This is a genomic window from Pigmentiphaga sp. GD03639, from assembly GCF_029845405.1.
Lineage (GTDB): Bacteria > Pseudomonadota > Gammaproteobacteria > Burkholderiales > Burkholderiaceae_B > Pigmentiphaga > Pigmentiphaga daeguensis.
In genome coordinates, this window is the sequence record NZ_JAOCLR010000015.1 from 1 (window position 1) to 13,757 (window position 13,757).

9 protein-coding genes and 1 pseudogene are annotated in these 13,757 nt (G+C 65.3%); 5 read left to right on the forward strand and 5 right to left on the reverse strand.

The genetic code is table 11. The features are described from left to right. Together N5K27_RS16445 and N5K27_RS16450 are read right to left on the reverse strand one after the other, a co-directional pair. Positions 1 to 322, reverse strand: a pseudogene (locus tag N5K27_RS16445) (hypothetical protein); the annotation flags it as partial. A gap of 165 nt (positions 323 to 487) precedes the next feature. Beyond that, on the reverse strand, positions 488 to 1,447 hold the full coding sequence (locus tag N5K27_RS16450) for a LysR family transcriptional regulator (RefSeq protein ID WP_087841156.1): 960 nt from the start codon (positions 1,445 to 1,447) through the stop codon (positions 488 to 490). A gap of 131 nt (positions 1,448 to 1,578) precedes the next feature. Here N5K27_RS16450 and N5K27_RS16455 point away from each other — a divergent pair, with 131 nt between their 5' ends. After that, on the forward strand, positions 1,579 to 2,292 hold the full coding sequence (locus N5K27_RS16455) for an SDR family NAD(P)-dependent oxidoreductase (RefSeq protein WP_279817570.1): 714 nt from the start codon (positions 1,579 to 1,581) through the stop codon (positions 2,290 to 2,292). Between the two features lie 97 nt (positions 2,293 to 2,389). On the opposite strand, the gene lpdA is transcribed toward N5K27_RS16455, so the two are convergent. From lpdA to aceE, 3 genes are all read right to left on the reverse strand, one after another. After that, positions 2,390 to 4,204 (reverse strand): dihydrolipoyl dehydrogenase, encoded by a 1,815-nt coding sequence (lpdA, locus tag N5K27_RS16460; protein WP_279817572.1) that lies wholly within the window; start codon positions 4,202 to 4,204, stop codon positions 2,390 to 2,392. A gap of 10 nt (positions 4,205 to 4,214) precedes the next feature. After that, entirely contained in the window at positions 4,215 to 5,882 is a 1,668-nt protein-coding gene (aceF, locus tag N5K27_RS16465; RefSeq protein ID WP_279817574.1) for a dihydrolipoyllysine-residue acetyltransferase, read from the reverse strand. A gap of 112 nt (positions 5,883 to 5,994) precedes the next feature. Continuing rightward, entirely contained in the window at positions 5,995 to 8,709 is a 2,715-nt protein-coding gene (gene aceE, locus N5K27_RS16470) for a pyruvate dehydrogenase (acetyl-transferring), homodimeric type (RefSeq protein ID WP_087839518.1), read from the reverse strand. A 270-nt stretch (positions 8,710 to 8,979) separates the two neighbouring features. On the opposite strand from aceE, the gene N5K27_RS16480 reads away from it, so the two are divergent. From N5K27_RS16480 to folD, 4 genes are all read left to right on the forward strand, one after another. Beyond that, positions 8,980 to 11,358, forward strand: coding sequence for a PAS domain S-box protein (locus tag N5K27_RS16480; protein ID WP_132980343.1), 2,379 nt, complete (start codon positions 8,980 to 8,982; stop codon positions 11,356 to 11,358). Further along, positions 11,358 to 11,981, forward strand: coding sequence for a response regulator transcription factor (locus N5K27_RS16485; protein WP_087839517.1), 624 nt, complete (start codon positions 11,358 to 11,360; stop codon positions 11,979 to 11,981). Before N5K27_RS16480 ends, N5K27_RS16485 begins: the two co-directional genes overlap by 1 nt. Positions 11,982 to 12,178: 197 nt before the next feature. Beyond that, positions 12,179 to 12,829 carry an FMN-binding negative transcriptional regulator gene (locus tag N5K27_RS16490; RefSeq protein WP_279817577.1) on the forward strand — a complete coding sequence of 217 codons (651 nt, stop codon included), beginning with the start codon at positions 12,179 to 12,181 and terminating at the stop codon, positions 12,827 to 12,829. A gap of 78 nt (positions 12,830 to 12,907) precedes the next feature. Beyond that, entirely contained in the window at positions 12,908 to 13,750 is an 843-nt protein-coding gene (gene folD / locus N5K27_RS16495) for a bifunctional methylenetetrahydrofolate dehydrogenase/methenyltetrahydrofolate cyclohydrolase FolD (protein ID WP_132980344.1), read from the forward strand. The last annotated feature ends 7 nt before the right edge of the window (positions 13,751 to 13,757 follow it).

Consider the following 13,757-nt stretch of genomic DNA (forward strand, 5'->3'; position numbering starts at 1 on the left):
CTTGACGGGGCGGCGACAGCAGCAGTTCGACATCCTGGACCAGGTTCGGCGCTCGTCCGGCCAGTCGCGTCACCTCGGCCAGCAATTCCCGCGTAACCAGCGATTCATGCAGGCCGGGCAGCCTGACCAGCGAAGACAGCTTGCCGATCTGCTGGAAGACAGGCAGACCGCGCACCGAAGCAGGCATGCCCTTTCCCTCGGACACGCGTTTGAGTTCATCAAGCAGCTTCTGCCGGACCGCCATCATCCGCTTGCGCGGATGAAAGCCCTCCAACCGGACGTAGCCTTGATCGGCGAAGCAATCGGCTTGAGCAGTTTTCATTGGCAAGAATTCCTTGGAGGAACCGACGTCCGCATTCCCGCCACTCGATGCAGGTAAAGCGGCGTACCGCCCTGTGGCCATGCACTGTCTATTCGACTGCTTCGAGGATACACATGGCATCGCCCTCCGCCCAGACCGCTGGCCGCGCAACTGGCGTGGACCACACTAGCGATGGAGTGGCGGCGAAGCTTGAGGCAGATTTCGCGGATAAGCCTCCAGGCAGAGATCCAGCACTTCGGCACGAAACCAGCAATGAGCCGGATCGTGATCGAGGCGCGGATGCCAGATTGCCGAGATATTGAAAGCGGGTATGGGCACGGGCAGTTCGAAGCACTGTAAGCCATTGGCCGCCGCGTAATCCGGCACAAAGGAGTTGCCGACGCATGAATGCGGGACAACGGCCAGCAAGTCCGAATGACGAGCCAGCTGCATGGCGCTCGTATAAGACGGCACCACTATCCGCACCTTCCGCCGCCCATTCGGCGGTTCAACGGCTGCGTCAATCGAACTTTCCGCTTCGCCGGTACGTGAAGTCATCACATGGTCGTATGCGGCCCATTGTTCCACGCTGATGCTCCGTTCACTCAGAAGCGGATGGCCGATGCGGCACACGCCGACATAGCGATCGCGGAAGAGCAAACGCGTACGTACCTCGGGTGCTGAAGTTTTGACGATGCCGATCTCCAGATCAATCGCGCCTTCCCTTAGCGGTTGAGCATTCCAGTCCGGCTTGGGGGCGAAGCGAAGCTGCACACCGGGTGCCGTGCGGCGGATCCGGTCCATCAAAGCCGCGCCAAGCAGGTCGATAAAGCCTTCACCCACTCGCAGGGTGAAGCGTTGCTCCAGGGAGGCAATGTCGAACTGATGCTCGGTACGACTCAGTACCCCCTCTACTTCGCGGGTCAGCGCCGAGAGACGCTGGCTCAGCTGTTCTGCATATGGCGTGAGCACCAGCGTGCGCCCAGCCTGCAGCAACAGGCGATCGCCCGTAACCGCGCGCAGGCGAGTGAGCGTACGGCTCGTTGCAGAAACACTGAGCTTCAGTCGCCGGGCGGCCCCCGTGACGCTACGTTCACTCAGCAATGCATCCAGCGCGGGAAGGAGGTTGAGGTCGACGCGTGTCATGCGCCCAGCATAATCGAAAACCTTCCAGGTATGGCGTCTGGCGCAATCAAGAATTGCAGTCCAGGCGTCTGGTGCAAATTAGAGCCAGGTTCGACAATCCATGGCTTCAATAGTGCGAAAAGGAGAATCCCATGCCCCAAGCATCGGTTCACACCCCCGCCGTCCTGCTCATCGGCGCCTCGCGCGGCCTCGGCCACGCCATGGCGGCCGAATTCCTGAAAAACGGCTGGCACGTCGTGGGCACAGTCCGCGCCGGTGGCGGCCGGACCCTCTTGCACGATTTGGCCGATGCGCATCCGGACCGGGTCGACATTGAAATGCTGGACATTACCCGACCCGAGCAGATCCGAGCCTTACACGAGCGCCTGTCCGGCCGGATGTTCGACATTCTGTTTGTCAATGCCGGGACGACCAATCCTGACCCGACTCAGACCATCGGTGAGGTCTCGACGGAGGATTTCGTGAATCTCATGATCACCAATGCACTTAGCCCGATGCGGGTGGTCGAGCGCTTGTCCGACCTTGTCACGCCGGCCGGCCTGATCGGGGTCATGTCATCCGGACAAGGCAGTATCGCCGACAACGAATCCGGCCAGCGGGAGGTTTACCGTGGCAGCAAGGCAGCCTTGAACCAATTCATGCGCAGCTTTGCCGCGCGTCAAGCGCAAACGCCACGGGCCATGCTGCTGATCGCGCCGGGTTGGGTGCGCACCGACCTGGGAGGCCCTGAGGGGAGATTGTCGATCGAGGAAAGTGTTCCCGGGGTTGTGAACGTGCTTCTGACCAAACTGGGCCATCCCGGCCTCGAATACCTCGACTATTGTGGTCGAACCGTTCGGTGGTGATCATGGCCGACTCATCAAGGCACCCGTTCCCCTGGCTGCCGCAAAAAACAAAAAAGGCCACACAAAGTGCGGCCTTTTTTTTCAAACTACGACACCCCTACTTCTTCCTGACCGGCGGCAAATCCGTACACACCCCTTCCGCCACCTCGGCCGCCATCCCGATCGACTCGCCCAGGGTCGGATGCGGATGGATGGTCTTCCCGATATCCACCATATCCGCCCCCATCTCGATCGCCAGGGCGACCTCGCCGATCATGTCGCCGGCATTCGTCCCCACGATGCCGCCGCCCACGATCCGGTGCGTCTCTTCGTCGAACAGCAGCTTGGTGAACCCTTCGTCGCGCCCATTGGCGATGGCGCGGCCCGAAGCGGCCCAGGGGAACATGCCCTTGGTGACCTTGCGGCCCTGCTTCCTGGCTTCGTCCTCGGTCAGGCCCACCCACGCGACTTCCGGATCCGTGTAAGCCACGGAGGGGATGACGGTGGCGTCGAAGTGGCTCTTCTGGCCGGCCGCGGCTTCCGCCGCCACGTGGCCCTCATGCACGGCCTTGTGGGCCAGCATGGGCTGGCCGACGATGTCGCCGATGGCGTAGATGTGCGGCACGTTGGTGCGCATCTGGGAATCCACCGGAATGAATCCGCGGTCGCCCACCTGCACGCCGGCCTTGTCGGCGCCGATCTTCTTGCCGTTGGGGCTGCGGCCGACGGCCTGCAGGACGAGGTCGTAGCGCTGGGGTTCCTTGGGGGCCTTCTCGCCCTCGAAGGTGACCCAGATGCCATCGGCCTTGGCCTCGATGCCCACCGTCTTGGTCTTCAACATGATGTTGTCGAAGCGGTGTTCGTTCATCTTCTGCCAGACCTTGACCAGGTCGCGGTCGGCGCCCTGCATCAGGCCGTCCAGCATTTCGACGACGTCGAGCCTGGCGCCCAGGGTCGAGTACACCGTGCCCATTTCCAGGCCGATGATGCCGCCGCCGATGATGAGCATCTTCTTGGGCACGCGCTTCAAAAGCAGTGCGCCGGTGGAGTCGACGATGCGTTCGTCTTCCGGGGCAAAGGGCAGTTTCACGGACTGGCTGCCGGCGGCGATGATGGCGCTGGCGAACTGGATGACCTGCTTGCCGTCCTTGCCCTGCACTTCGATGTGGTTGGGGCCGACGAAGGCGCCGACGCCAGTCACCACGGTGACCTTGCGGGCCTTGGCCATGCCCGCCAGGCCGCCGGTCAGCTTGCCGACGACGCCGTCCTTGAACTTGCGCAACTTGTCCAGGTCGATTTCGGGCTTGCCGAAGGTGATGCCGTGCTCGGCCATCTTGGCGGCTTCCTCGACCACGGCCGCGGTATGCAGCAGGGCCTTGGAGGGAATGCAGCCGACGTTCAGGCAGACCCCGCCCAGGGTCGAATAGCGTTCGACCAGGGCCACTTTCAGGCCCAGGTCGGCGGCGCGGAAGGCGGCGGAGTAGCCGCCGGGGCCGGCGCCCAGGACCACGACGTCGAAGCTCTGGTCGGCCTTGCCGCCGAAGCTGGCGGCGGGCAGCGGGACGGGGTCGGGATCCGGCTTGTCGGAGGTCGGTTCGCCCAGTTCGTGCATGGCGGCGGGCGCCACTTCGACCTTGGGGAAACCGGTACGCGACTTGCCGTCCGCGGCCGGGGCCGGGCTGGCCGCGGCGGCGCCTTCGGCCGCGTCGACCTCGACGAGCACCGAGCCTTCGCTGACCTTGTCGCCGACCTTGACCTTGATGGCCTTGACCACCCCGCCCTGCGCGGCGGGGATTTCCATGGAGGACTTGTCGGATTCGACGGTGATCAGGCTTTGCTCGGCCTTGATGGTGTCGCCCACGGCCACCAGGATCTCGATGACTTCGACGTCCTTGAAGTCGCCGATGTCGGGTACCTTGAGTTCTATCGCCATCTCGGGCTCCTTACAGCAGGATGCGGCGGTAGTCCGCCAGCACCGAGGCCAGGTAGGCGTTGAAGCGGGCGCCGGCGGCGCCGTCGATGACGCGGTGGTCGTACGACAGCGACATGGGCAGCGTCAGTTGCGGCACGAACTGCTTGCCGTCCCAGACGGGCTTCATGGTGGAACGGCTGACGCCCAGGATGGCCACTTCGGGCGCGTTGATGATGGGCGTGAAGCTGGTGCCGCCGATGCCGCCCAGCGACGAGATCGAGAAGCAGCCGCCCTGCATTTCCGAGGGCGAGAGCTTGCCGTCGCGCGCCTTCTTGGCCAGTTCGGAGGTTTCCTTGGCCAGCTCCAGGACGCCCTTCTTGTCGGCGTCGCGGATGACCGGCACCACCAGCCCGTTGGGCGTGTCGGCGGCGAAACCGATGTGGAAGTACTTCTTCAGGATCAGGTTGTCGCCTTCCAGCGAGGCGTTGAACTCGGGGAATTTCTTCAGCGCCGAGACGACGGCCTTGATCAGGAACGCGAGCATCGTGACCTTGACGCCGGATTTCTCGTTTTCCTTGTTGAGCTGGACGCGGAAGGCTTCCAGGTCGGTGATGTCCGCATCCTCGTTGTTGGTGACGTGGGGGATCATCACCCAGTTGCGGTGCAGGTTGGCGCCGGAGATCTTCTTGATGCGCGACAGCGGCTTGGCCTCGACTTCGCCGAACTTGGCGAAATCGACCTTGGGCCAGGCCAGCACTTCCAGGCCGGAGCCCGAGCCGCCGGCGGCCGCGGGCGCTGCGGCGGCGCCGCCCGCCAGGGCCTTCTTGACGAAGTTGCGCACGTCGTCGGGCGTGATGCGGCCCTTGGGACCGGTGGCGGACACCTTGGAAAGGTCCACGCCCAGTTCGCGCGCGAACTTGCGCACGGACGGCGAGGCATGGGCCTTGGAAGGCGCGTGTTCGACGGCGGAGTCGGCCGGCACGGGCGGCTGCTTGGCCGCGGGCGCGGCAGCCGGCGCGGCGGACGCCGGCGCCTCGGCCCTGGCGGCGGGAGCCGGCGCGCTCTCGGCCTTGGCGGCCGGCGCGGCAGCGGCGGCGGCACCGGTCTTGACCTTCACCAGTTGGCTACCCTTGGATACCTTGTCGCCGACCTTGACCAGCACCTCGGTGACTTCGCCCGCGACCGAGGTCGGGATTTCCATGGAGGACTTGTCGGACTCGACGGTGACCAGGCTTTGCTCGGCCGAGACCTTGTCGCCGGCCTTGACCAGCAGTTCGATGACTTCGACGTCCTTGAAGTCGCCGATGTCGGGCACGACCACGGTTTCCTCGCCACCGCCCTGGGCGGGCGCGGCGGCCGGCGCGGCCTGCGGCGCGGCTTCCTGCTTGGCGGCGGGCGCGGCGGCGGGCGCTTCGGCCTTGGCAGGCGCCGCTTCCCGCTGGGGCGCCTCGGCGCCGCCGGCGGCTTCGATCTCGACCAGCGGCGTACCTTCGCTGACCTTGTCGCCGACCTTGACCTTGATGGCCTTGACCACCCCGCCGGCGGCGGCCGGGATTTCCATGGACGACTTGTCGGACTCGACCGTGACCAGGCTTTGCTCGGCCTTGATGGTGTCGCCCACCGAGACCAGGATCTCGATCACTTCGACTTCGCTGAAATCACCGATGTCGGGGACTTTCAGCTCGCTCACATTACTCATTCTGTAGTCTCCAGAAAGCCGGACCCCACCGGCGCCCCCGCCGCAGGCAGGCGCGCGCCGGCCGGGCGGGCAAGACAGGGGCAGTCCCTATCTTACCCATCCCGGCCATCGATCACGCGTGTTGAGGGTTGGCTTTCTCGGGGTTGATGCCGTACTTCTTGATGGCCTCGGCCACCTTCTTCACCGGGATCTTGCCTTCGTCGGCCAGCGCCTTCAGGGCGGACAGCGTGACGAAGTGGCGATCCACCTCGAAGTGTTCGCGCAGCTTGGCGCGGAAGTCGGAACGGCCGAACCCGTCGGTGCCCAGCACGTTGTAGGTGCGGCCCCTGGGGATGAACGGACGGATCTGGTCGGCGAAGGACTTCATGTAGTCGGTCGAGGCGACGATGGGACCTTCGGTCTTTTCCAGCACTTCGGTCACGTAGGCGACCTGGGCCTTCTTCTCGGTCGGATGCAGCAGGTTGTGGCGATCGGCGTCCAGGCCGTTGCGGCGCAGCTCGGTGAAGCTGGTCACGCTCCAGACGTCGGCGGCAACGCCCCAGTCCTTCTCGAGCAGTTCCTGGGCGGCGATGACTTCGCGCAGGATGGTGCCCGAACCCAGCAGCTGGACGCGATGCTCGGCCTTGGCCTCGCTCTTCTTCAACTGGTACATGCCGCGGATGATGCCCTCTTCGTCGCCGGCCTTCAGGCCCGGCTGGGCATAGTTCTCGTTCATGACCGTGATGTAGTAGAAGACGTTTTCCTGGTCTTCCACCATGCGCTTGAGGCCGTTCTGGATGATGACCGCCAGTTCGTGCGCGAAGGTCGGGTCGTACGACACGCAGTTGGGGATGGTGGCCGACATCAGGTGGCTGTGGCCGTCCTCGTGCTGCAGGCCTTCGCCGTTGAGCGTCGTGCGGCCGGCGGTGCCGCCCAGCATGAAGCCGCGGGCCTGCATGTCGCCGGCGGCCCAGGCCAGGTCGCCGATGCGCTGGAAGCCGAACATCGAGTAATAGATGTAGAACGGCACCATGATGCGGTTGTTCGACGAGTAGGACGTCGCCGCGGCGATCCACGAGCTCATCGCGCCCGCTTCGTTGATGCCCTCTTCCAGGATCTGGCCGTCTTCCGCCTCGCGGTAGTACATGACCTGCGCCTTGTCCACGGGCACGTACTTCTGGCCTTCGTGGGCGTAGATGCCGATCTGGCGGAACATGCCTTCCATGCCGAAGGTGCGCGATTCGTCGGGCACGATGGGCACGACGCGCGGGCCGAGCGTCTTGTCGCGCAGCAGTTGCGTCAGGATGCGCACGAAGGCTTGCGTGGTCGAGATCTCGCGGCCCTCGGCGGTGGGATCGAGCACGGCCTGGAAGGTCGACAGCGCCGGCGCGGGCAGGTGCTCGTCGGCCTTCTGGCGGCGGTGCGGCAGGTAGCCGCCCAGGGCCTGGCGGCGCTCGTGCAGGTACTTCATTTCCGGCGATTCGTCGGACGGCTTGAAGTACGGCAGTTCGCCCAGCTTGTCGTCCGGCACCGGGATGTTGAAGCGGTCGCGGTAGGCGCGGATGATGTCGTCGTCCAGCTTCTTCTGCTGGTGCGCGGGGTTGCGCGACTCGCCGGCGGCGCCCATGCCGTAGCCCTTGATGGTCTTGGCCAGGATGACGGTCGGGCGGCCCTGGCTGTTCTGCGCGGCGTCGAACGCGGCGTAGACCTTGTGCGGGTCATGGCCGCCGCGGTTCAGGCGCCAGATGTCCTCGTCGCTCATGCGGCTGACCATCTCCAGCAGCTTGGGGTGCTTGCCGAAGAAGTTCTCGCGCACGAACGCGCCGTCGTTGGCCTTGTAGGCCTGGTATTCGCCGTCGACGGTCTCTTCCATGATCTGGCGCAGGATGCCTTCCTTGTCGCGCGCCAGCAGCGGATCCCAGTAGCCGCCCCAGATCAGCTTGATGACGTTCCAGCCGCTGCCGCGGAATTCGCCTTCCAGTTCCTGGATGATCTTGCCGTTGCCGCGCACCGGGCCGTCCAGGCGCTGCAGGTTGCAGTTGATCACGAACACCAGGTTGTCCAGCTTTTCGCGCGAGGCCAGGCTGATGGCGCCCAGCGATTCGGGCTCGTCCATTTCGCCGTCGCCGCAGAACACCCAGACCTTGCGGTTGCTGGTATCGGCGATGCCGCGGGCGTGCAGGTATTTCAGGAAACGGGCCTGGTAGATGGCCATCAGGGGGCCCAGGCCCATCGAGACGGTCGGGAACTGCCAGAAGTCGGGCATCAGCTTCGGATGCGGGTAGGACGACAGGCCCTTGCCGTCGACTTCCTGGCGGAAATGGTTGAGCTGGTCTTCCGACAGGCGGCCTTCCAGGAAGGCGCGGGCGTACACGCCGGGCGAGGAATGGCCCTGGAAGTAGACCAGGTCGCCGCCGCGGTTTTCGGTCTCGGCGTGCCAGAAGTGGTTCTGGCCGGTCTCGATCATGGTCGCCAGCGAGGCGAACGAGGCGATGTGGCCGCCCAGGTCGCCGCCATCGGGCGGATGCAGCCGGTTGGCCTTGACCACCATGGCCATCGCGTTCCAGCGGATGTACGAGCGGATGCGGTTTTCCAGATCCAGCTTGCCCGGATGCGCCGGCTCCATGTGCGGCGGGATGGTGTTGACGTAGGCGGTGTTCGGCGAGAACGGGATGTAGGCGCCGGAACGGCGGGCCAGGTCGATCAGGCGTTCCAGCAGGTAATGCGCGCGCTCAGGGCCTTCGCGATCCAGAACCGCTTCCAGGGCTTCGAGCCATTCTTGGGTTTCCAGGGTATCTTCGTCGTTGGCGGCGGTTATACCGGCCCCGACCTGAGGAAGAGCGGACATGCCTGTCTCCTGAGTCTCTGTGACATCCGGACGGCTCGTAGCCATCCGAGGGTTAAGTCGCTGTTGGCGGCCTTCGCCTATGTAAAACTAGGGCCCTCGCAACTCCGGCGCGATTCTAGAAGGCAGGAAGCCTTCCATGCAATAAAAATTTCGCTTTACGATATCATTTACCACAATGTGAAATCTACCACGAAACCCGGATAAAAGCATTCTGCGCTGCAATAAAACAGCGGGCCTCCGAACGCACCACACTGTGCGTAAACTTTCTTCATGTCTACCGTTCATCCTTCCAATATTCCCGCCCCGTTCAAGGATCTGGGGCGCCTGCGCCGGCGCAGCTGGTATTGGCTGACGCCCGCCATCGCGCTGGGGCTGTTCGTCTGCGTCATGGGCTCGATCCTGTGGTGGCTGGATGCCCGCGACGACGCCCAGCGCTACGGCACGCTGGTGCGGGACGTCGACTGGGCGCAGCAATCGATGCGCCTGCGCATGCTGGCGGCGCGCGACCGCATGGGCGCGCTGGGACGCGACCTGGTGCGCACCAGCATGACCGAGGGCCGCTTCCTGGACGATGCCCGGGAACTGCAGGTCGAGCATCCCGAGATCATCCACGTGGCCTGGATCAACGCCGACCGCAAGGCGGTCTGGGTCTCGACGCCGGACCGGCGCGCGGGCCAGACCTTCCGCATGAGCGCCCCCGGCGCGGCCGAGCCGGAGGCCTTCCGCGCCTTCGAGATCGCCCGCGACGAGCACCGGCCGGCGTATTCCCGCCCCTACCGGGGGCAGTACAACGAGGTCTACCTGGACCTGTACGTGCCGGTGTTCCAGGACGAACGCTTCCTGGGCACGCTGGCCACGGTGTATTCGGTGGACGCCATCCTGCAGCACCTGATCCCGCAGGAGACCCAGCGCAAGTACAAGGTTTCCATCCTGGACGGCAACGAGATGCCGCTGGTGTCCTCGTCGTCGCGCGCGGACAAGGGCGCCATCAACGCCTACGAAGTGCCGCTGGACCCGCCGGGCAACGGCATGATGCTGAGCGCGCGCGGCTACCGCACGCAAACCGACACCTCGCAGACCATGCTGGTCTGGGTCGTGGTGTCGCTGTCGGCGGTCATCATATGGAGCCTGTTCGCGCTGTGGCGCCACACGCGCTTCCGTTCCCAGGCCGAACAGGCCCTGATCGCCGAGACCGCCTTCCGCCGCGCCATGGAGAACTCCATGCTGACCGGCATGCGGGTGCTGGACATGGAAGGCCGCATTACCTATGTGAACCCGGCCTTCTGCCGGATGATGGGCTGGGACGAGGCCGACCTGCTGGGCCGGCCGCCGCCCTACCCCTACTGGCCCCAGGGCGACCATGCCGCCCAGTGGCGCAACACCGAGATGCTGCTGTCGGGCAACGCCCCCAGCAGCGGCTTCGAGATGGAGGCGCAGCGGCGCGACGGCTCGATCTTCTTCGCGCGGATGTACGTGTCGCCGCTGCTGGACCAGCGTGGCGTGCAGACCGGGTGGATGACGTCCATGACCGACATCACCGAGCCCAAGCGCATCCGCGAGGCCCTGGCCGCCGCCCACGAACGCTTCATGACCGTGCTCGAGGGCCTGGACGACGCCATCTCGGTCACGGCCGAGACCCCCAAGGGCTCGGAACTGCTGTTCGCCAACAAGACCTACCGCCGCGTGCTGGGTTCGCAGCCCACCGGGCACGACGAACTGTCCGCCGGCCGGCGCGGCCGTTTCACCGATGAAGCAATCGAAGTGTATTCCTCGTCCACGCACCGCTGGTTCGAGGTGCGCCATCGCATGCTGCAATGGGTGGACGGACGCCGGGTGCGCATGCAGGTGGCGCGCGACATCACCGAGCGCCGGGCCTCCGAGGAAGCGTCCCGCGCCCAGCAGGAGAAGATCCAGCTCACCAGCCGCCTGATCACCATGGGCGAAATGGCCTCGTCGCTGGCGCACGAGCTGAACCAGCCGCTGACGGCCATCAACAACTACAGCATGGGCGTGGTGGCGCTGGTACGCGCCGGCGATACCGATCCGGCCAAATTGCTGCCGGCCCTGGAAAAAACCACCGCACAGGCCCAGCGTGCAGGTATGATCATCCGCCGCATACGCGAATTCGTGAAGCGGAGCGAGCCCAAGCGCCAGCGGGTCAGCCTGCCCACGATCGTGGATAATGCGGTCGGTTTTGCCGGGATCGAGTCCCGGACCCGGCGGATCGATATCATTCAAAAAATACCCGAACAGTTGCCGGACGTTCTTGCCGATCCTATCCTGATCGAACAGGTGGTCCTGAATCTGATGAAAAACGGCCTGGAGGCCATGCAGGATTCAGAGGGGCGGGAACTGCTGGTGGAAGCGAACGTGCGCGACGACATGGTTGAAGTGGCAGTCACCGATACCGGCCATGGGCTGGCCGACCCCGAACGGCTGTTCGAGCCTTTCTACAGCACCAAGTCGGAAGGCATGGGCATGGGCCTGAACATCTGCCGCACGATCATCGAGTTCCACCACGGCCGGCTGTGGGCCGAAGCCAATCCCGCCGGAGGCACGATCTTCAAGTTCACGCTTCCGTGGGTACGTCCGATCCTGCCGACCGGACCCGCCCCCGAACTGGAATCCGCACCCAAGGAGCTTACCTGATGAGCAATACGCCCCAATCCAGCACGGTCTTCATAGTCGACGACGACGAAGCCGTGCGAGATTCTCTCCGATGGCTGCTCGAAGCCAACGGTTACCGGGTACGGGCCTACGAGAGTTCGGAACGCTTCCTGGCCGAGTACGACCCCGAGGTGATCGGCGTGCTGATCGCCGACGTCCGGATGCCGGGCATGACCGGGCTCGAGCTCCAGGAACAACTGCTCGCCCGCAAGTCCACCCTGCCCATCGTCTTCGTCACCGGCCACGGCGACGTGCCCATGGCGGTCTCCACCATGAAGAAAGGCGCGGTGGATTTCCTGGAAAAACCCTTCAACGAAGCGGACCTGCGCCAGATCATCGCCAACATGCTGGAGCAGGCCCATTCCCGCGCGGCCGACGAAGCCACCCGGCGCGGCCACGAGGCCCTGCTGGCCCGGCTGACCGTGCGCGAACAGCAGGTCCTGGAACGCATCGTGGCCGGCCGCCTGAACAAGCAGATCGCCGACGACCTGGGCATCAGCATCAAGACCGTCGAGGCGCATCGCGCCAACATCATGGAAAAGCTGCAGGTCACGACCGTGGCCGACCTGATGAAGGTGGCCCTGCACCATCGGCCGCAGGGATAATCCCCCTACGCGCTTACGCGTGCCCGGAATGGTGGGGGCCCCCAGCCGCTACGCGGCAGCCCCCCAAGGGGGCCGGGTCCCGCAGGGCGATGCGGGTGGACCGGCGGAGCCGGATCCACCGCATCCCGGGTCTGGATGAGTTCTCTCGGCGCGAAGCACCGTGTTCTTGCTCTCCGCCGCTCGACACCAAGGTAACTATGTATTTGCCGTCGCATTTCGAGCAGACCGGCACGGACAAGATCCGCGACCTGATACGCGCCTGTCCGCTCGGCATGCTGGTGACGGCGGGACCGCAAGGGCTGGACGCCAACCACCTGCCCTTCATCCTGGATCCCGACCGCGGTCCGCATGGCACATTGCTGTGCCACGTGGCACGGGCGAATCCGGTCTGGCGGGAACTGGCGGATTCCCAGGCCGAGAGCCTGGTCGTCTTCCAGGGCCCCAGCGCCTACGTATCGCCCAGCCTGTACGAAACCAAGCGCACGACCCACGAAGTCGTGCCCACCTACAACTACGCCGTGGTGCATGCCCGCGGCCGGATCATCGTGCATGACGATCCCGGCTGGGTGGCCGGCGTGGTGGGCCGGCTGACGCGGATGTTCGAGCAGGGCCGCGACGCCCCGTGGAAGATGAGCGACGCGCCGCCGGCCTTCCTGCAGGAAAGGCTGGCGGCCATCGTCGGACTGGAAATGCCCATCGCGCGGCTGCAGGCCAAGTGGAAGATGAGCCAGAACCGCAGCGAGGCCGACCGGCGGAGCGTGGTGGCTGGCCTGGAAGCGTCCGGACAGGATGGGGACAGGGCCGTGGCGGCGGTGATGACGGCGGTGGAAACCGGCACGCCTGGCTGAAGCGTCGGCCCCCGTGCGCTAAAATGCCCCAGGCGTCCGCGCCCTCGTTCCCCCACTCCTCTTTGCCTTCAGACCGCCATGCCCGCACGCCTCATCAACGGCAACGAACTCTCCAAGCAGATCCGCTCCGACATCGCCCAGCGCGCCGCCGAACTCACGCGCCAGGGCAGGCGTCCCGGCCTGGCGGTGATCCTGGTGGGCGACGATCCGGCCTCGCACGTGTACGTGCGCAACAAGGTCAAGGCGTGCCACGACGCGGGCTTCCATTCGGTGCTGGAGAAGTACGAGGCCACGATGACCGAGGCCGAGCTGCTGGCCCGCATCGACCTGCTCAACCATGATCCCGCCATCCACGGCATCCTGGTGCAGATGCCCTTGCCCAGGCACATCGACCCGCACAAGGTGATCGAGGCCATTTCCACCCGCAAGGACGTGGACGGCTACTCCGTGCTCAGCGCCGGCGAGTTGATGGCGGGACTGAAAGGCTTCCGTCCGTGCACGCCCTACGGCTGCATGAAGCTGATCGAAAGCACCGGCTACGATCTGCGCGGCAAGCATGCCGTGGTCATCGGCCGCAGCAACACCGTGGGCAAGCCCATGGCGCTGCTGCTGTTGCAGGCCAACGCCACGGTCACGATATGCCACAGCGGCACGCCCGACCTCGCCTACCATACCCGCCAGGCCGACGTGGTGGTGGCCGCCGTGGGCCGCCGCAACACGCTGACCGGCGACATGGTCAAGCCCGGCGCGGTGGTGATCGACGTGGGCATCAACCGCGACGAGGCCGGCAAGCTATGCGGCGACGTCGATTTCGCCAGCGTCTCGGAAGTGGCCGGCTGGATCACCCCGGTCCCGGGCGGCGTCGGCCCGATGACGATCACGATGCTGCTGGCCAATACGCTGGAATCTGCTGAGGGGTAGGCCCCCC

Coding starts and splice junctions, on each gene's coding strand:
- N5K27_RS16490 (WP_279817577.1), top strand. CDS start 12,179: ATGTATTTGCCGTCGCATTTCGAGCAGACCGGCACGGACAAGATCCGC.
- N5K27_RS16485 (WP_087839517.1), top strand. CDS start 11,358: ATGAGCAATACGCCCCAATCCAGCACGGTCTTCATAGTCGACGACGAC.
- N5K27_RS16450 (WP_087841156.1), bottom strand. CDS start 1,447: ATGACACGCGTCGACCTCAACCTCCTTCCCGCGCTGGATGCATTGCTG.
- N5K27_RS16480 (WP_132980343.1), top strand. CDS start 8,980: ATGTCTACCGTTCATCCTTCCAATATTCCCGCCCCGTTCAAGGATCTG.
- aceE (WP_087839518.1), bottom strand. CDS start 8,709: ATGTCCGCTCTTCCTCAGGTCGGGGCCGGTATAACCGCCGCCAACGAC.
- folD (WP_132980344.1), top strand. CDS start 12,908: ATGCCCGCACGCCTCATCAACGGCAACGAACTCTCCAAGCAGATCCGC.
- lpdA (WP_279817572.1), bottom strand. CDS start 4,204: ATGGCGATAGAACTCAAGGTACCCGACATCGGCGACTTCAAGGACGTC.
- N5K27_RS16455 (WP_279817570.1), top strand. CDS start 1,579: ATGCCCCAAGCATCGGTTCACACCCCCGCCGTCCTGCTCATCGGCGCC.
- aceF (WP_279817574.1), bottom strand. CDS start 5,882: ATGAGTAATGTGAGCGAGCTGAAAGTCCCCGACATCGGTGATTTCAGC.